Source organism: Ascidiimonas meishanensis (assembly GCF_037782385.1).
GTDB classification, from domain to species: Bacteria; Bacteroidota; Bacteroidia; order Flavobacteriales; family Flavobacteriaceae; genus Ascidiimonas; species Ascidiimonas meishanensis.
This window is the reverse complement of record NZ_JBBEXD010000005.1, coordinates 22135-41187: the sequence shown is the minus strand read 5'-3', so window position 1 is coordinate 41187 and position 19053 is coordinate 22135. Positions and strand designations below refer to the sequence as shown.

The 19053-nt window shown below is 34.1% G+C and carries 16 protein-coding genes; 8 read left to right on the top strand and 8 right to left on the bottom strand.

Annotated elements, in window-relative coordinates; translation table 11 throughout:
- Positions 1–1545: 1545 nt before the first annotated feature.
- The gene (locus tag WBG07_RS10415; RefSeq protein WP_340201004.1) at positions 1546–2733 is read right to left on the bottom strand and encodes a phosphoglycerate kinase; all 1188 of its coding nucleotides are present in this window, start codon (positions 2731–2733) and stop codon (positions 1546–1548) included.
- Between the two features lie 117 nt (positions 2734–2850).
- On the opposite strand from WBG07_RS10415, the gene WBG07_RS10410 reads away from it, so the two are divergent.
- A complete protein-coding gene (locus WBG07_RS10410) occupies positions 2851–4002 on the top strand; it encodes a DNA polymerase III subunit (RefSeq protein ID WP_340201002.1) in 1152 nt (383 codons plus the stop codon).
- A 2-nt stretch (positions 4003–4004) separates the two neighbouring features.
- Complete coding sequence (locus WBG07_RS10405) at positions 4005–4388, top strand: DoxX family protein (RefSeq protein WP_340201000.1); 384 nt, start codon at positions 4005–4007, stop codon at positions 4386–4388.
- Between the two features lie 64 nt (positions 4389–4452).
- Here WBG07_RS10405 and WBG07_RS10400 read toward each other — a convergent pair whose 3' ends face one another.
- Positions 4453–4833 (bottom strand): Fur family transcriptional regulator, encoded by a 381-nt coding sequence (locus WBG07_RS10400; RefSeq protein ID WP_340200998.1) that lies wholly within the window; start codon positions 4831–4833, stop codon positions 4453–4455.
- Positions 4834–4914: 81 nt separating this feature from the next.
- Between WBG07_RS10400 and WBG07_RS10395 the strand changes: the two genes are divergently transcribed.
- The 3 genes from WBG07_RS10395 (at position 4915) to WBG07_RS10385 (ending at position 6976) form a co-directional block, all read left to right on the top strand.
- The gene (locus WBG07_RS10395; protein WP_340200997.1) at positions 4915–5319 is read left to right on the top strand and encodes a MerC domain-containing protein; all 405 of its coding nucleotides are present in this window, start codon (positions 4915–4917) and stop codon (positions 5317–5319) included.
- A complete protein-coding gene (folE, locus tag WBG07_RS10390) occupies positions 5312–5974 on the top strand; it encodes a GTP cyclohydrolase I FolE (RefSeq protein WP_340200996.1) in 663 nt (220 codons plus the stop codon). The genes WBG07_RS10395 and folE overlap by 8 nt, the downstream gene beginning before the upstream one ends.
- 84 nt (positions 5975–6058) lie before the next feature.
- Positions 6059–6976, top strand: coding sequence for a GTP-binding protein (locus tag WBG07_RS10385; RefSeq protein ID WP_340200995.1), 918 nt, complete (start codon positions 6059–6061; stop codon positions 6974–6976).
- A 143-nt stretch (positions 6977–7119) separates the two neighbouring features.
- On the opposite strand, the gene WBG07_RS10380 is transcribed toward WBG07_RS10385, so the two are convergent.
- From WBG07_RS10380 to WBG07_RS10355, 6 genes are all read right to left on the bottom strand, one after another.
- Positions 7120–7626, bottom strand: coding sequence for an OmpH/Skp family outer membrane protein (locus WBG07_RS10380; protein ID WP_340200994.1), 507 nt, complete (start codon positions 7624–7626; stop codon positions 7120–7122).
- Between the two features lie 228 nt (positions 7627–7854).
- Positions 7855–8670, bottom strand: coding sequence for a class I SAM-dependent methyltransferase (locus tag WBG07_RS10375; RefSeq protein WP_340200992.1), 816 nt, complete (start codon positions 8668–8670; stop codon positions 7855–7857).
- A 23-nt stretch (positions 8671–8693) separates the two neighbouring features.
- Complete coding sequence (locus WBG07_RS10370) at positions 8694–9182, bottom strand: hypothetical protein (RefSeq protein ID WP_340200990.1); 489 nt, start codon at positions 9180–9182, stop codon at positions 8694–8696.
- A gap of 264 nt (positions 9183–9446) precedes the next feature.
- Positions 9447–11318, bottom strand: coding sequence for a tRNA uridine-5-carboxymethylaminomethyl(34) synthesis enzyme MnmG (mnmG, locus tag WBG07_RS10365; protein ID WP_340200988.1), 1872 nt, complete (start codon positions 11316–11318; stop codon positions 9447–9449).
- 39 nt (positions 11319–11357) lie between these two features.
- Complete coding sequence (ybeY, locus tag WBG07_RS10360; protein ID WP_340200987.1) at positions 11358–11795, bottom strand: rRNA maturation RNase YbeY; 438 nt, start codon at positions 11793–11795, stop codon at positions 11358–11360.
- On the bottom strand, positions 11770–15066 hold the full coding sequence (locus WBG07_RS10355) for a DUF4175 family protein (protein WP_340200985.1): 3297 nt from the start codon (positions 15064–15066) through the stop codon (positions 11770–11772). The genes ybeY and WBG07_RS10355 overlap by 26 nt, the downstream gene beginning before the upstream one ends.
- A gap of 171 nt (positions 15067–15237) precedes the next feature.
- On the opposite strand from WBG07_RS10355, the gene WBG07_RS10350 reads away from it, so the two are divergent.
- The 3 genes from WBG07_RS10350 (at position 15238) to WBG07_RS10340 (ending at position 18892) form a co-directional block, all read left to right on the top strand.
- Complete coding sequence (locus tag WBG07_RS10350) at positions 15238–16284, top strand: alkane 1-monooxygenase (protein ID WP_340200984.1); 1047 nt, start codon at positions 15238–15240, stop codon at positions 16282–16284.
- A gap of 73 nt (positions 16285–16357) precedes the next feature.
- Positions 16358–17878, top strand: coding sequence for a glutamate--tRNA ligase (gene gltX / locus WBG07_RS10345; RefSeq protein WP_340200983.1), 1521 nt, complete (start codon positions 16358–16360; stop codon positions 17876–17878).
- Between the two features lie 84 nt (positions 17879–17962).
- Positions 17963–18892 carry an SPFH domain-containing protein gene (locus WBG07_RS10340; RefSeq protein WP_340200982.1) on the top strand — a complete coding sequence of 310 codons (930 nt, stop codon included), beginning with the start codon at positions 17963–17965 and terminating at the stop codon, positions 18890–18892.
- The last annotated feature ends 161 nt before the right edge of the window (positions 18893–19053 follow it).

Below are 19053 nucleotides of genomic sequence, written 5' to 3'. Positions count from 1 at the left end.
GACTGTTTTGCATGATCGTGCAAAACAAATTAATACTTCTTCTAATTCTAAATGGAGATGTATACAACTAAAAAATCCCGAGAGTAGGGCTCGGGATTCTTTATGTTAAACCGATAGTTTTTAAGCTTGGGGCGTATAACTATCTATATGTCTGCTTCACTAAATGACACTGTAAACATACACCAAAACTACATTTAGATAAAACTTTTGTTGTGAACCTCTTAAATTATGTGGTAAAAAAGAATCATGAGTACAATCAGATCACTTTTTGAAGTTTATTTCCCCGTTCTTTTATTCTTGACCTCTCTGCTATCATTATCAAAAATTACTATTTCGAAAAAGAAAAGTTTTGAAAATAAAAAAATCCTGAGAGTAGGGCTCAGGATTTTTTTATGTTAAACTGATAGTTTAAAGCTTGGGGCATTCACTATCTATTTTGCTATTTTCACTTTGACACTTCAAACATATCACAAACCTATCATGTTAAAAAATTTATGTTGTGAAAATGTTGTTTTTTGTGGTGAAATTGAAATTATTACAACAAAATAAAAAAATAATTTTTTTGTCTTGTCTAAATAACTCTTTGTTGAAAATTTGCTGTGTTATATTTTACGCTTAAAACTAAAAAATCCCGAGAGTAGGGCTCGGGATTCTTTATGTTAAACCGATAGTTTTTAAGCTTGGGGCGTATAACTATCTATATGTCTGCTTCACTAAATGACACTGTAAACATACACCAAAACTACATTTAGATAAAACTTTTGTTGTGAACCTCTTAAATTATGTGGTAAAAAAGAATCATGAGTACAATCAGATCACTTTTTGAAGTTTATTTCCCCGTTCTTTTATTCTTGACCTCTCTGCTATCATTATCAAAAATTACTATTTCGAAAAAGAAAAGTTTTGAAAATAAAAAAATCCTGAGAGTAGGGCTCAGGATTTTTTTATGTTAAACTGATAGTTTAAAGCTTGGGGCATTCACTATCTATTTGCTATATTTCATTTTGACATTTCAAACATATAGCAAACACCTCAGTTTGGAAAATTTATGTTGTGAAGTAGTTATTTTTTGTGGTGAAAATATCAATTATTGTAATTAACCAATAAAAATACTAAAGTTTGATTAGGCATATTCTAGAAAAAAATCCCGAGCAGTAGGACTCGGGATTTTTTTATTTAATTGATAGCATAAAGCTTGGGGCTTACTATCGTTTTTCTGTTCTCATTTAAACAATTCAAAGATGCAATTATTAAAAATACCCTAAAGAAAAATGTGGTGAAGTGACGTAAAGGTGTGGTGTACTACAAAGAACTACAGATGAATGGTTTTTATTTGTTTTACATTTATGATACTGCTCCGTAATAACGCAAAAAAAAGTTCCGAGAAGTAGGCTCGGAACTTTCTGTAAGTTTTGATAGCTAAAGGCTTGGGGCATTTACTATCTGCAATAATTTTCTCATTAAGGCACCATAAATTTATGCAGAAAGGTTTTTTCTTAAAAATTATTGTTGTGAATGCCCTTTATTTTGTTGTGAAAATAGGTTTTACTCTTTAATAGCAGCAATTCCTGGTAACACTTTCCCTTCTAAACTCTCTAACATAGCCCCACCGCCAGTTGATACATAACTTACCTTATTTTCAAATCCAAATTGCTTGACCGCTGCTACCGAATCTCCACCTCCTACTAATGAGAAAGCACCATTTTTGGTAGCCGCTTCAATAAAATTTCCAATAGCTATAGTACCTGCTGCAAATGAAGGCATCTCAAATACACCAATAGGGCCATTCCAAAGAATGGTTTTAGAATTGGTAATTACTTTTTCAAAGTGTTGAAGTGTTTGTGGGCCTGCATCTAACCCTTGCCAGCCATCTGGAATTTCATTTACTGCTACAGTTTGTGTGTTAGCATCATTACTAAAGCTATCCGCAGCAATTACATCTACTGGTAAATGTACTTCTACGCCTTTTTTTGCTGCCTCAGCCAATATCGTCAAGGCCAGTTCTTGTTTATCATCTTCGCAGATAGAATCTCCTATTTTTCCTCCTTTAGCCTTCACAAAAGTATACGTCATTCCACCACCTATAATTAGATGATCTACTTTGTCTAGAATGTTTTCAATAATGGTAATTTTTGAAGAAACTTTAGATCCTCCTAAAATAGCTGTAATAGGTTTTTCTCCACTTGCCATTACCTTATCAATTGCTTCTATCTCTTTTGCTAACAATTGTCCAAAACATTTGTTTTCTGGAAAAAACTGAGCCACAACCGTTGTAGAAGCATGCGCACGATGCGCAGTTCCAAAAGCATCATTCACATAAATATCACCTAATCTTGCTAATTTTTCTGCAAATTCTACATCTCCTTTTTGCTCTTCTTTATAAAATCTTAAATTTTCAAGTAGTAAAATTTCACCATCTTTTAAATTGGCCGCAGCCTTTTCTGCTTCCTCTCCTACACAATCATTCACAAATTTAACATGAACCCCAATGATATCTGAAACCTTGTCAATGATATGTTTTAAAGAAAATCTTTCTTCAACTCCGTTAGGGCGCCCTAAATGACTCATAAGAATGGCACTTCCCCCATCTTCAAGAATTTTAATAATGGTAGGTTTTGCCGCTTCAATTCTTGTAGCGTCTGTTACTTGAAAGTTTTCATCAAGCGGAACATTAAAGTCTACGCGTATTAAAGCCTTTTTGTTTTCAAAATTAAAGTCATTAAGTGTTTTCATCGTATTCAAATATTTACCCGCAAATGTACATATTTCTGCTATTTCTGGGTGTTTCCATTAAGAAAGAAATCTATTTTTTTAATCTGTGCTTCCAAGTCAAAAAGTTATATTTGCGTTATGCTATTTAGTGAAGTACTGGGTCAAGATTATATAAAAAAACACCTTACTACCAGTGTAGATAATAAAAGAGTTTCTCATGCACAATTGTTTGTTGGTAATGAGGGAACGGGCACTTTGGCAATGGCCATTGCCTATGCGCGTTATTTACTTTGCGAAAATACTCAAGGAGAAAATGAAGGCGGGAATGCAGCTTGCAACCTTAAATTTGAGCATTTATCACATCCTGATCTTCACTTTGCTTTTCCTGTAGCGGCAAATCATAAAGTTAAATCTCATCCTGTAAGTGCTCACTTCTTAGAAGAATGGAGACAGTTTATTAAAGAACAGCCGTATGGCAATCTTTTTGATTGGCATAGGCTTATTGGAATTGAAAAAAAACAAGGACAGATAGGGGTTGATGAAGCTCAAGACATCGTTAAATCTTTAAGTCTCAAGTCTTATGAAGGTGGCTATAAAATTATGATTATCTGGATGGCAGATAAACTCAATATTGCCGCATCTAACAAACTCCTTAAACTTATTGAAGAGCCTCCCACTAAAACACTCTTTATTCTTATTACTGAAGATGAGGAACAAATTATTCAAACTATTAGATCTAGGTGCCAAGTCTTACATTTCCCACCACTTGCAGCGGTTGTAATTAAAAATGCATTACTTAAAAAAGGTGCCTCAGAAAAAATTGCAGAAAAAATTGCGCATCAAAGCAATGGGAATTTTAATAAAGCGATGGATCTGTATTTAAAAGATTCTGAAGAGCATATTTTTGAAAAATGGTTCATCTTATGGGTAAGAAGTGCTTTCAAAGCAAAAGGGAATAAAAGTGCTATTCACGACCTTATTAATTGGAGTGAACAGCTAGCAGCTTCTGGTAGAGAAACTCAAAAACAATTTTTACACTATTGCCTTGATACTTTTAGGCAGGCAATGCTATTAAATTATAAATCTGGTTCTTTAGTATTTGCAGAGTTTCAAGATGAAGGGTTTCAATTAGAAAAATTTGCCCCTTTTATACATGGTAATAATATTATCGCTATCACCAAGGAGGTAGAAGATGCTATTTATCATATAGAACGAAATGGAAATGCAAAAATAGTTTTTACAGATTTATCCATAAAATTAACACGCTTACTGCATTCAAAATCCGATTAATCATGGAAAAAATTACAGAAATATTATTATTAGCCTTTCTTAGTATCACTTTTTTACAAAGCGGACTTGATAAAGTAATAGACTGGAAAGGTAATTTAGATTTTATCAAGTCTCATTTTGCTAAAACCTTTTTAAAAAATTCTGTCCCCGCTTTATTGGGTATCGTTCTATTTATTGAGATAGTGGCTGGTATTTTAAGTTTAGCAGGAATCTGGGAGCTTTTTAAGAGCGGTGCATCCGCTTTAGGCTTCTATGGTGCAATTCTGTCTTGTGTAGCCCTTTTAATGTTGTTGTTTGGGCAAAGAGTTGCCAAAGATTATGAAGGTGCAAAAACTATTGTAATTTATTTTATTCCTACCATATTTACAGTCTTTTTATTGCAATAATACATGGTTTGTGAAATGAATGAAAATGCTTAAAATGGAATTTTGTTTTGGAACTATATGTATGTTACATAAAACAATTCTCACATTTGCCTTGAATTAAAATTTGAGACACTACTACTTCTCTATTAGGGATATTAGGAATATGAACATCTATTGCTACACAATCAACCTTACCACAGCTTATGCATTGAAAATGTGGATGTGCATCAATGTGTTTAGAACATGTACATGCGTTACACTTTGCATACCACTTGATTCCGTTCTTGTCAAGAAAAGAGTGTAAAATACCATCATCCTCAAGTTTGTCTAGTACACGATAAACAGTAGTTTTATTAAGCTTTGAATGAAGTCTTTTAATCAAGTCTATGGCAGAAATAGCTTCTGCGGCACTCTTAAATTCAGAAAGTAAAACTTTAACAGATTGTGTTTTTCTAATAATTCCCATATACAAATTTATTACAACTAAGTTGCAATAACAAATTATATGATTACTTTTGCAACTCAGTTGCATTATTAAAACTATACGGTGAGATTAATTTTAGATAAATCCGACATTTTTGGCGCACTTGCAAGTACTTTATGTGTAATTCATTGTCTTGCAACCCCTTTTATTTTTATAGCTCATACCAATTCTGTTACTGATAGTGAAAGCAGTCTGATTTGGTGGCGAAATTTAGATTATATTTTTTTGATTATTTCATTTTTTGCAGTAGCTCGCTCAGCTAAAAACACTTCTAAAATCTTTATGAAGCCATTACTATGGATAAGTTGGATTACTTTATTTCTATTAGTCATAAATGAAAAAGTAAAATGGGTTTCGTTACCAGAAACTATAATTTATATAACCGCTATTACCCTTGCAGTTTTACATATTTATAATTTAAAATTCTGCCAGTGTAAAACCTATAAATGTTGTACTTACAATGAATAAAAATAAAATTGAAACCATAGGTGATAATCATATATCAACCCGTACAGATACGCCTTTACGTGCTGATGCATTTGAAAAATCTGATGAAGAAAAAATTAAAAATATTAAGCATCATTTTGAAAAAATAATGGAAGAGCTTGGTCTTGATTTATCTGATGACAGCTTATCTGGTACACCTTATCGCTTTGCCAAAATGTATATAAAAGAACTTTTTTATGGTTTAGACCCTAAAAATAAACCTTCTCTATCAGTTTTTGAGAACACATATGGTTATGAGAAAGTACTCGTGGAACAAAACATTGCAATTGATTCTTCTTGTGAACATCATTTTTTACCAATTACTGGTCTAGCTCATATTGGTTATGTTCCAAAAGATAAAGTGATTGGGCTGTCAAAAATAAACAGACTTGTTGATTATTATGCCCACCGGCCTCAAGTTCAAGAAAGACTTTCTCTGCAAATTTTAAAAGAATTACAAAAAACACTAGAAACAGATGATGTAATAGTGGTGATCTCTGCTAAACATCTTTGTGTTTCTTCAAGAGGTATAAAAGATAAGAAAAGCTTTACTACTACTTTAGAATATGGCGGATGCTTTTCTAAAAAAAGTAACCGAAAAGAATTTCTAAACATCATTAATCAACAAATACAATAGAAGCTATAAGATTTATGGCATAACTAGTTTACTTAGCTTTTTAAAGCAATAAAAGTATTATGCATAAAGTTTATTTAAGTAAATATGGAGGCTATCATTACAATTGTTGGTTTTTTGGGAGCTGGTAAAACAACTTTATTAAGACACTTAATAACCAATTATATGTATAATGGTTGGAATCCATATGTAATTTTAAATGATTATGAAAACGCAAACCTTGATGCCCTTCAATTGACCGATAAAGTTGAACCAAATAGCATTAGAGCTCTTACTGGTAGTTGTATTTGTTGCAGTGGTATAAATGAGTTGAGAAATTACGTAAACCGTATTCCTGAACGAACTAATGGAATCACTTTGATTGAGGCTAATGGTACTTCTGATGCTTGTGCCTTAATGGAATTTCTAAGTATTGGACTAAACGATAGGTTTTCACCTCCCATTCAATTATCGGTGGTTGATGTTAAAAACTGGCAAAAACGAAAAGAACACAATGAACTGGAATCAAATCAGATACAAGTATCTTCGTTGATTGTCCTTACACATATTAATAGAACAACAGCCAATAGACAAGCTTTAGTTGTTAGAGAACTAAAAGAGCTTAATCCTTTTGCTAAGATTTTAATAATGGATGATGTTGACATTATACTTCTTCCGGAACTCATACCATCTAAAAACAAAGCTCAAGAACTAGACCATGACAAATCCCATTGGTCTTCTTGCTCCTGTGATTTGCCAAATTTACCCGACCTGAATTGTATTTATTATATCTGCCAAACACTACCCAAAAGTATTCTTCGGGTAAAAGGTTTCACCAGAGTTGGAACCGAAAAAACATATACTTCTTTTGAAAGAAATCCAGATGGGGAAGTTTTTGTGCGGCCATTTAATGGAATACCGGTCACCAGTCCTAAACTATTAACTATTGGGCCTAATAGCAAAGTTTCATTACTAAAAAAAATAATCGAGGAAAGTATTATTCATGCAAATTCAAATTTAGCATAAGAACGAAGTAATGTGTACCCCAATAAAACGCACTGTAAAAAAAGCCATAATTAATACAAGGTTTGGCGTTTAATCCAAAGTTAAATATATTTGATTATGTATTTTAATACAGTGCTAAATTATAGCTAAGACGCTATCTTCTATTAGTTTGAAGCCTCATTAAGCGCCTTTAACACTTCTTCTGTAATATCCTTGTCATCTGTGCCGTATAGAACACTTCCTGCTTCATTTGCTCCCAGAATATATGTGTACTTGTTCTTTTTTCCAAAGTCTTTAACGAATTCCTTTACTTTCTTTACTACCGAATCCATTTCTTTCTGACCTTCTGATTGCAATTGTTGTTCTTCTATTTGCAATTGCTGCTGAAAAAACTGTCGCTTTTGAAGTAGCTCATTATATTTAGTTTGTGCATCTTTCTGACTCATCTTAGCTGCTGCTGCATCAAAGGCCTGTGCTTCTATTTGAAAGGCCTTAGATATACTGTCTGTTTTCTTATCAAAACGTTCTGCCTTTTTCTTAAATTTTTCTTCTAAAGCTTTTTTCTCCTTGTATTCATTAATCACTTTAGAATTATCAATAAAAGCTATTTTGTCTTGCTGACATGCTACCAAGAGTCCGGCAGCAAAAATTCCCATTACTATTCTTTTCATTATTTCTATAATTAATTGCTGCAAAAATAATAAAGTGAATCATATTACTAGACTAAAAAAAATTAACTGAGCCTTAATAGTAAAAATTGATATTAAGATAAGCATACATAATTTTATCTTATAGAAACCGAATCATTTTGTAATCTCTTATGGCGTGTTTTTGATTGCAGCGATGGAATTATGTTTGTCCGGCAGTGAAAGTGCCTTAAATCGCTTTAAAATGGATTTTTAGGTGTTTTTAATGACATAAATAAGTGAAGAATATTGTTTTGTCTTATTTCCTTTCCAATTAGAAACAAATCCAGTAAAAAAAGCTTTCATCACATTCATTTTACCAGTTTTATATTTTTCTGAAAGTAGGCTTACGTAATAGGCATCGAATTTCATGGGAATTATTTCAACCACTTTCATTTCATGTTTTTCAAAAATCTTTTGAATTGATGTTTGCGAAAAATGCCAAAGGTGCCTTGGAACATCATAGGCCGCCCAATATTGTTTGTAATGCAACGCATCATAAGATTTAAAATTTGGCACGGCTACAAACAAGGTTCCATTACTCACCAATACTTTCCTAAGACTTTCTATTTGTTTATCTAAATCCTGAATATGTTCCAATACATGCCACATAGTAATGGCATGAAATTTATTTTCAATCAAATCATCTAGGTCTGGATTCAATTGTATTCCTTTATTCTCAGCCCTTGCTCTGGCATCTTCATTAGGCTCTATTCCGCTTACCTCCCATCCTGAGGTTTTTGCCTCTACCAGAAAATCTCCAGTTCCAGCTCCTATATCTAATAACCTACCTTTTGAATGATGGTGTTTTTCTAGATAACTAAGCTTGTTTGCAAGCGTATAATTTTTTACCCATTGATACACTTTTTCAAAAAGTGTTCTTTTACCATCGGTGTGAGAAATGTAAGCTTCGCTGTTATAATATGCCTCCAGGTTATCTGGAACTGGATCTGTTTTTAGCATATCGAATACGGCATCATAAACGAGTTCAAATTCTTCACCAGAAACACTGTGATCTTTACATTTCATGAATAGAAGCTTTTTACTTTACTTTAGAGCTCAAAATACGTGTCTTTTAAATCTTCAAGATATCGAAGTACTAATTTATGATAAATTGATGTTTCAGACAGACAATCTGCATCATCTATTCTTGAAACACTAATGGCAACATAATCATAAGTAGACTCATCAACAGAAATATCATCTGCGTTTTTAGAAATAATTGCGTTGATAAAATTAATTTTTTGTTCTTTCTTTTCAGGGGTGAAAACAAATAACTCAAAAGAGATATCCTCAAATACTACTGGAATTCGCATGGTACTTTTGAAGGAATGTAAATCATATTTTTCTGCAAGAAAACTTCTAAAATCTATCATTTTTAGATCATTCTGAAAAATAAATGCCGTTTGACTCGTAAAATTTTTCTTTTGAAATTCCTTTCCTTTCATTACCCGATAATCATCAATTGCTGGAGCCTTTTTAATAGTAACACAAGATGAGATGATTAACATAAATGCAGCCAGAAATGTGATTTTTTTCATTTGAATGGTTATAAGTTTCAACAGATATATCAAAAACCAAACCAGGTTTACATGTTTCACGTGGAACAATTCATTTCAGGTAATAGGTTTATGTTATGTTTTAATACATGCCATACTGCCTGTAAAAGCACCTGTACTCATTATATTAGACCTCTTGGTTTCAAAAGAAAAAACGTCCCCTTGAAAACTCATAATGGTTTCTAATAACTAATTAAATGCGAACCGATAATCCAAACGTGTTTTTGGTTTTCAAATACCAACTTATTAACGCCCCATATAAACAAGCATTACACTAATATCGCTTGGTGAAACTCCGCTTATTCTTGATGCTTGAGATAACGTAACTGGACGTATATTTTTTAGTTTCTCCCTTGCTTCAAAAGACAATGATTTTAGTTTATCGTAATTAAAACTAGCTGGGATTTTTATGTCTTCTAATCTGTTTAATTTATCTGCATTCAACTTTTCTTTCTCTATATAACCTGCGTATTTTATTTCTATTTCAGAATGCTCCAGCACTTCTTTATTTAATGCGTTATCATTTACATATTCATTTACAGAAGTAACGGTTAATAACTTCTCCATGGTTACATTGGGTCTTGAAAAAACCTTATACATTTTATCTGCCTGTTTCATTGGTGAAGAATTGATGCCCTCTAAAATTGGATTTGCTTCTTCTGGTCTTATGCTTGTTTCTTTAAAGAAACGGATAAACGCTTGAGACTCCGTTCGCTTTTTTTCCATAGCCCTCAACCTATCTTCTTTTGCAAGCCCTATTTCATATCCTAAAGGAGTAAGTCTTATATCTGCATTATCTTGCCTCAACAATGTTCTGTACTCTGCTCTTGAAGTAAACATTCTATATGGTTCTTCTGTTCCCTTGGTGATTAAATCATCTATAAGAACGCCTATATAAGCTTCGTTTCTTTTAAGTATAAAAGGCTCCTTTTCTTGTATTTTAAGACTTGCATTGATACCTGCCATCAAACCTTGTGATGCCGCCTCCTCATAACCCGTAGTGCCATTTATTTGTCCCGCAAAATAAAGACCGCTTATCGGTTTCGTTTCCAATGTATGCTTTAACTGTGTGGGCGGAAAATAATCATACTCTATAGCATATCCTGGTCTAAAAAACTTCACCTTCTCAAAACCTACTACAGAACGTAATGCTTTAAACTGGACATCCTCAGGCAATGAAGTCGAAAAGCCATTTACATAGACCTCCACCGTATTCCAACCTTCTGGTTCTACAAAAATTTGATGTCGATCTTTATCTGCAAATCTATTTATTTTGTCTTCAATAGAAGGACAATATCTTGGGCCTATACTTTTTATTCTACCATTGAACATTGGTGATCTATCAAAGCCTTCTCTCAACAAATCATGAACCAAAGCGCTGGTATACGTCATATGACAATCTCTTTGTTCCGCAAGAGGACTTGTTTTCTTAGAGTAAGAGAATTTTTCTGGGCTCTCATCACCTGGTTCCACCTTCATTTTAGCATAATCTAAAGATCGTCCATCTACTCGTGGCGGTGTTCCCGTTTTCATTCGACCCGATTCAAAACCAAATTCCAATAGATTTTCTGTAATTCCCGTAGACGCCTTTTCACCTGCTCTACCTCCACCAAATTGTTTATCTCCTATATGTATAAGACCATTTAAAAAAGTACCATTAGTTAACACCACAGCTTTTGCCCTTACATCTATCCCCAGTGACGTTCTAACGCCAGTAATTTTATCATTATCTATTAAAAGCCCAGAAACCATTTCTTGATAAAAATCCAAGTTGGGCGTACGTTCTAACATTAGCCTCCATTCTTCTGCAAATCGCATTCTGTCACTTTGAGCCCTCGGACTCCACATAGCGGGTCCTTTAGACTTGTTAAGCATTTTAAACTGAATTGCAGACATGTCTGTAATCAACCCACTATAGCCTCCCAATGCATCTATTTCACGTATTATTTGTCCCTTGGCAATTCCTCCCATTGCAGGGTTGCAAGACATCTGGGCTATATTCTGCAAATTCATTGTAATTAACAGTGTCTTAGAACCCATATTTGCTGCAGCGGCGGCAGCCTCTGAACCTGCATGACCTGCCCCAACCACTATTACATCATACTCTTTATCAAACATAAAACACAATTTCTGTTCCACGTGGAACATGAATACCATTTACCGTTCCACGTGGAACATACTTATTTTCTCTGATTCTTTAGACCTCATCACAAACCTGTCCTGATCCTTTTTATCCTTGTATCCCATAAGATGTAGCAAGCCATGTGCCATTACCCTCTTTAGTTCTTCATCAAACGATTCTTCATAGGTTTTTGCATTATCCTTAACCCGTTCAATGGAGATGAATATATCACCGGAGATTAATTGTCCCTCAGAATAATCGAAGGTTATAATATCTGTATAAGTGTCGTGATTTAGATATTGCATATTAATTTCATGCAAATATTTGTCTCCGCAGTATATAAAGGTGAGTACCCCACCCTGCTTTTTTTCAGAGGTGATAATATCAATTACCCATTTCCGATAGCTAGATTCATCACCAAGATTAAAATCCGTTTCGTACTGAAAACTAATTTCTTCCTCCGAAATACTCATTGACCTTTCCTTTGTAAATTTGGCGCAAAGGTAATACTTGTCTATTTAATATCTCTAATTGATCAAAGTATTGCTTAATCTTAGGAGTAATTTCGTTGACAGGATTTTGATAACTTATGTTACTACTGGTACTTTCCCTCTCCTTTTTCTCACCTTGCTGTCTAATGGCATTTTCTAATTTTAATAACTGATGCTCCAAATTATTCATTTGTTGTAAAACCCGGTTCGTAACACCTCTTTCTAATAATTCCTGTTCAATTCGTTCCATCTGCCTTATTAACATTTTTCCATTTGCACCTATGCCACTACCTTCTTTGTCTTTAAGCTGATTCTCTAATGCTTCTCTTATCTGTTGTTGTTGTTTGTACATTTCAAACAACTCTTCACTCATCTCTTCTGAAATACCATCTCCTGGTCTTGAACCCTCCTTACCTTCCTTACCCTTATTTTTACCACCTTTAGAACTTTGATTCTCCTCACCATTCTCTCCTTGCCCTTCCTTCCCTTCCGAAGGCTTACCTTGGTTACTCTTTTCCTTACCTTCTTTCATTTGCTTGGAAAGCTGCTGTTGTGATTGTATGATATCTGGTAGTTGAAAGCCTTCAGATGATTTACCTGAACCACTACCCATACTATCTTGCATATTATCTAAAACATTACTCAAAAAATCTGCTAAATTATTGGCTGCAGTTAATACATATTGTTGACTAGCCACCCCCTGATAGATCTGATTCTGAGATAACCTATCTAACGCTTTATCCACATTAAAATATACCTCTGTTATCTCCTTATTTATTACATCAGAAATCTCTGGACGACGTAAAGAAAGTGCAAAAAGACTATCGTCCACATGCTTAAACAAGGTTCTTAACTCATTCTGCTCCCTGAGCCTACGGGCAAATGCTGCACCCGTTTCTGTTTCCACAGATATCTCATTTATTAAGGCCTCTTGATCAAAACTAAACAAGACCAAATTATCCAAAATCTGTCTAAGCATATTTGCATCCTCCTGCATCCCCTCAGAACCTTGTGATTGCATTGATTCCTTCATTTTTTCCTTAAGCTTCTTCATCTTTGCTCCAGCTTTCTTCTGGGCTTTATTAGCTGCAGACTGCTTTCCTTTTGTCTGCTCTTCATTTTCCATAGCCTCCTTATCCAATTCATCCTTGGCCTGCTTTTGATCCATTTTTATACCGTCCTCCAACTGTTTATCCAATCCAAGCTCCATGGGTTTTTTTAAACCTTCATTCTCCTTTTCTAGTGCTTCCAATCCCTTTTTAATATTGTCAAAACTTTCATTTAATTTCTTTTGGGCATCTATCTCGTCCTTGCCCTTATTCAGCTTTGAAAGACTATCCTGTTTCTCACTTACCCTCTCTAGCTCTTTCTGAATTTTATCCGATTTTGCTGTTACATAATAACGCTTTGTCAACTCCAATACTTGTTCAAGACTCCTTTCACTGTTTTGCTGTTGCTTAGAAAGTTCGTCTAACTTTTTTGACAATTCTTCTTTACTCATTTTTTCAGCCAACTTTTCTAACTCCTCCATCAACCTTTCATTCTTCTCCAACTGTTTTTGATGTCTTTCCAAACGTTCTTTTAACATTTTCTCATAAGAAGTCTCTTCTTTATCTTGATTCAACTTTTCAAGACTATTTTCCAATTCCTTATTAAACTTTTTCATCATTTGTTGTTGCGCACTTTGACGCCTCAAGGTTTGTTGCAGTTTTCGCTTATCATTGAAATTATTAAAAGACTTTTGCTTTTGTTCCTGAGCTAATGATTTGATCTCTTTGATTCCATCATTCATTTTCTGCAATCCATTACTCAGCTGATTTAATGCTTTCTTTTGCTGCTCTAAATTTTCCTCCAATCTATTATTTTCATTCAAGATATACAGCGAAAAAACTTCACTCTTGGCGGCTTTAGCTCCATTAATCCCATCATTATCTTTTACCTCTATATAGTATTGATAATTTGTACCTTCTTTTAATTTTCTCTGTCCTGGAAACTGAAAAATTTCATCTTGATAACCTGAACGATTCTTTGCCAAAGACTCTGTTTTCTTTACACTTGGAAAATTACTATCATAATAGACCAAATTCAACTCCGAAACACCATAATCATCTGAATATCTGACACTTATATAATTATTATTCGTTTTGGAAGAATCTTTAAGCACCTCTACATTAATTTTTGGATATCTATCCTTCAAAATCCGAATTTCATACTGTAACCTTTCGTAATTGGGTAACTCCTCACTACCAGTGATTAACTCATACTGCCAACTTTTATATAGTCTTTTAGACAGTATAAAATCAGTCTCGCTCTTATCTAATCTATACACTGTATCTCTGTCTGAAAGTTCTACCAAAGCGGCATTCTTTGTGGTAGCCACCCAGCGCACCTTAGTGCCCTCCGGTGCCTCCGCATTTCCATTATTTTTAATTACTTCATCTGCTCTTCCAGTATAATCAGGGTAATCCATGATCATACTTAATGAAATCAATCTAGGCGCTTTTAACACCTCAATATTTTGTAGAGGTGAAACTACTTCCCCCGATTTAAACCTAAAGCCTCCAGACAAAACCAATGGGCTTTGCATGTGATATTCCCAAACGCCAATGCCTATTGATTGCATAATATACTCATAACCATCTCCCACTAATACAACTTGATCTGGCAACACATCACCTATGGTTGTGACCTCTATACTAAATTCTTGATTTTCAATAGCCGTTAATGAATCATTCAATACTCTAAAATAAAATGGGGCTGGAGGCTCATACGCTATATTATAATTAACTACCCTTTCGTATCCTTGAGAAAACCAATTAATTCTACCACTAACCCAAAAAATAATTAGCAATACCATTGGTATAAGCGTATATATGGCGTACTTCAATCCTTTTCGATAATCTACAGCCTTACCAAAAGGTATTGGAATTAAATGTTCAGATTTTTGTTCTATACTAGCTTGCAGTAATTCGGAACTATCTTTACTTTCAGACAATTGAATGATGTTCAAGAGTCTATCGTCAATATCCTTAAAATGTGTTCCTAATACAATGGAGGCTTCTTTTTCAGACAATCCTTTTCTAAGCCGAAATAGCTGCAATGCAGGAAAAAGAATAAACTTTACAAATAAAGAGGCTTCTATAGCCACAGTTACCCAAAAAATAACCGTCCTTATATCCGTATCAAACCACAAAAAATTTTCCAACAAAACTATTGAGATGAAATATAAGACTCCAATTGTCAAGAATATCATAAAGCCTTTTATTAGCTCATTTATGTGATATCTTCTTATAAAACTATGAAGCTTACTTTTAATGTGATGCAGGTTATTTTCCACTATGTCAAGGATTAACTTTTAAATGTACAATTTTATTTGTTCCCACATTTCCTTAACTTTGATAAGATGATGTTAAAATTGTAGGTTATGACGAATCTCAAGTATTTAACTGCCTATAGCATTCCTACTGTAGCCTTTATTGGTATTTCATTAGAAGGAGTCTATACATTTCTAACGCCTGTATTTGTTTTTATCATAATTCCTTTCATGGAACTCCTATTACCTACCAACCCAAATAACCTTAGTCCAGACGAACGCCTTGCAAAATTAAAAAATAAAATCTTTGATTGGCTGTTATACCTAAATATACCCATTGTATACGGAATTCTTACCTATTCTCTCTACATTATTATTACTCAAAACCTACATTTATATGAGTTAATTGGTCTCATATTTACAACAGGTATTGTCCTGGGATCTAATGGAATTAATGTGGCTCATGAGCTCGGACATAGAAAAACGAAAGTTGAGCGTGCACTGGCCAAAATATTGCTGCTTCCTTCACTCTATATGCATTTTTACATAGAACATAATTATGGGCATCATCTCAATGCTGCCACCAATGAAGATCCTGCTACAGCCAAATTCAATCAAACCGTTTACTCCTTTTGGTTCACCTCTGTTTTCAAACAATATTTCAATGCATGGCTAATTCAACAAAACCTTCTCAAAAGAAATCATTTACCCTTTATTTCGCTCCAGAACGATATGCTCTGGTATAGCGTATTACAGTTCCTATATCTTTTATCAATTTACACATTTTTTGGTGGCTTTGCTGTACTGTTCGTAGTGTCTTTTGCTATCGTAGGATTTACTTTACTTGAAACCATTAATTATATAGAGCATTACGGCCTGCTAAGAAAAAAATTGCCTTCCGGGCGCTATGAACGTGTACGTGAAATTCATTCATGGAATTCCAATCATATTATGGGTAGAATTATTCTGTATGAATTAACGAGACATAGTGATCATCATTATAAATCTGCTAAAAAATATCAAATCCTAGATTATCATGATATAAGTCCACAGATGCCATTTGGCTATCCAACTTCCATGGTTTTATCCCTTATTCCTCCTTTATGGTTTTTCATTATGAATAAAAGAATTCCCCAAGAAATGAAAGAGGCTCATTAGCCTCTCTTCTCCTACCTAAATCATGTATCTTTGAAGAATAATTAAGTTGATTACATACAAAGAACCCTTTTTAATGAATACTAAAATACGCGTACGATTTGCTCCAAGTCCCACCGGACCTCTACATATTGGAGGTGTAAGAACAGCTCTATTTAACTATCTATTCGCAAAACAACACCAAGGAGAATTTTTACTTAGAATAGAAGATACAGATCAAAATCGTTATGTTGAAGGCGCTGAACAATATATTATTGATGCACTAGAATGGTGTGGAATTCTGTATGATGAAGGTCCTCATAAAGAAGGTAAAGTTGGTCCTTACAGACAAAGTGAACGTAAACATCTCTACAAGCAATATGTAGATCAACTCGTTGAAAGTGGATGGGCTTACCTAGCATTTGATTCGCCAGAATCCCTAGAGGCTCACCGTAAAGCGCATGAGATGGAAGGTAAAACCTTTATTTACAATTGGCACAACAGACTTAAACTTGACAATTCTTTAAGTTTAAAAGCCGATGTTGTACAGGAGAAGCTTGCTAAGGGAATTCCTCATGTTATCAGGTTCAAAACACCTGTTGACGAAACTTTAAAACTTACCGATCTCATTCGGGGAGACATCCAAATAGACACAAATACGCTTGACGATAAAATTCTTTTTAAAAGTGACGGGATGCCTACCTACCATTTGGCTAATATTGTGGATGATTATCTTATGGATATTACTCATGTTATAAGAGGTGAAGAGTGGTTACCCTCTTTGCCACTTCATGTTTTATTATACAAAGCATTTAATTGGAACCCTCCCCAATTTGCACACCTGCCTCTAATTCTAAAACCCACAGGTAAAGGAAAACTAAGCAAACGTGACGGGGATAAACTGGGCTTTCCTGTATTTCCCATACAATGGACAGACCCTGCCTCTAAAGATGTCTCAAGTGGTTATAAAGAATCAGGCTACTTTCCAGAAGCGGTTGTTAATTTTCTTGCTTTTTTAGGTTGGAATCCAGGAACCGAGCAAGAACTATTTTCTCTTGAAGCGTTAATTAAAAACTTTGATCTAACTAAAGTCCAAAAATCCGGAGCTCGCTTTGACCCTGACAAAATTAAATGGTACAATCATCAATACCTCCAAAAGAAAGAAACTTTAGAACTTCGTACTTTATTCACCTCCCTTCTGCAAGAAAAACTCAGCAAACCACTCCCTGATTCCGACTTTATTGAAAAGGCAATTTCTTTAATAAAAGAAAGAGCAACCTTTGTACATGAATTCTGGGAACTCGGACATTTTTTCTTTGAAGCACCCAACTCGTTTGATGAAAAAGCTACTAAAAAAGCATGGAAATCTGATACGGCAGAATTAATGACTGAACTCCTAAGTATAATAGATAACTTAAATGACTTTTCTCTATTATCACTTACCAATACGGTAAAATCCTGGATCACCTCTAAAGAAATAGGCTTTGGAAAAATAATAATGCCTTTACGCTTAAGCCTAGTAGGATCACTTCAAGGACCCGATGTTTTTGAGATTATAACACTTATCGGAAAAGAAGAAACTATTTCGAGAATTAATAAAGCAATCCAGAAACTGTAACAAAATTTAAGCAATTAATACCAATATATAGCTGCCATATAAACAGACACTTTTGTAAACTTATTAATCAATAAAACATCAACTATGCCAGACTTTATTTATTTACCCATTTTATTATTTTTTGGACTCATTATTCTCTTTGGGGCCTTTTTTATTGTTAAACAACAAACCGCTGTTGCGATTGAGCGATTTGGAAAATTTCAAAGTATAAGGAACTCAGGATTGCAATTTAAAATACCTCTTGTAGATAGGATTGCTGGAAAACTTAGTTTAAAAATTCAACAATTAGATGTTATTGTTGAAACAAAGACATTAGACGATGTTTTTGTTAAACTCAAAATTTCCGTACAATATGTTGTAATTAAGACCAAGGTATATGAAGCTTTTTACAAACTTGAATACCCTCATGACCAAATTACTAGCTATGTCTTTGATGTAGTAAGAGCAGAAGTACCTAAAATGAAACTTGATGATGTATTTGTCAAAAAAGATGACATCGCGATAGCAGTAAAAGCAGAATTACAAGACGCCATGCTGGAATACGGATACGATATTATTAAAACACTGGTAACCGATATAGACCCTGATCAACAAGTTAAAAATGCGATGAATCGTATTAATGCTTCTGAACGTGAGAAAATAGCAGCTCAGTTTGAAGGAGATGCCGCGAGAATACTTATTGTAGAGAAAGCAAAGGCAGAAGCCGAAAGCAAGCGTTTGCAGGGGCAAGGAATTGCAGACCAACGTCGTGAAATAGCGAGAGGATTAGAAGAATCTGTGGAAGTACTCAATAAAGTAGGAATTAATTCTCAAGAAGCCTCCGCACTTATAGTTGTAACCCAACATTACGATACATTGCAATCTATAGGAGAAGAAACCAATACAAACCTCATTTTACTCCCAAACTCACCACAAGCGGGAAGTGATATGTTGAATAATATGGTAGCTTCCTTTACTGCAAGTAATGTGATAGGAGAAGCTATGAAAAAACAAAATCCAAAGAAAGAAGAATAACAACTATAATTCCTTATCATGAAAGACCCTGTCATCTCTGGCGGGGTTTTTTATGCCTATTCTTTATACCACCATTCTACAAATTAATAAATAAAATTCTCACATTTAATTTATCTCTTTAGACTAGATGCTCCAAACATCATTATAACAACATATTACAT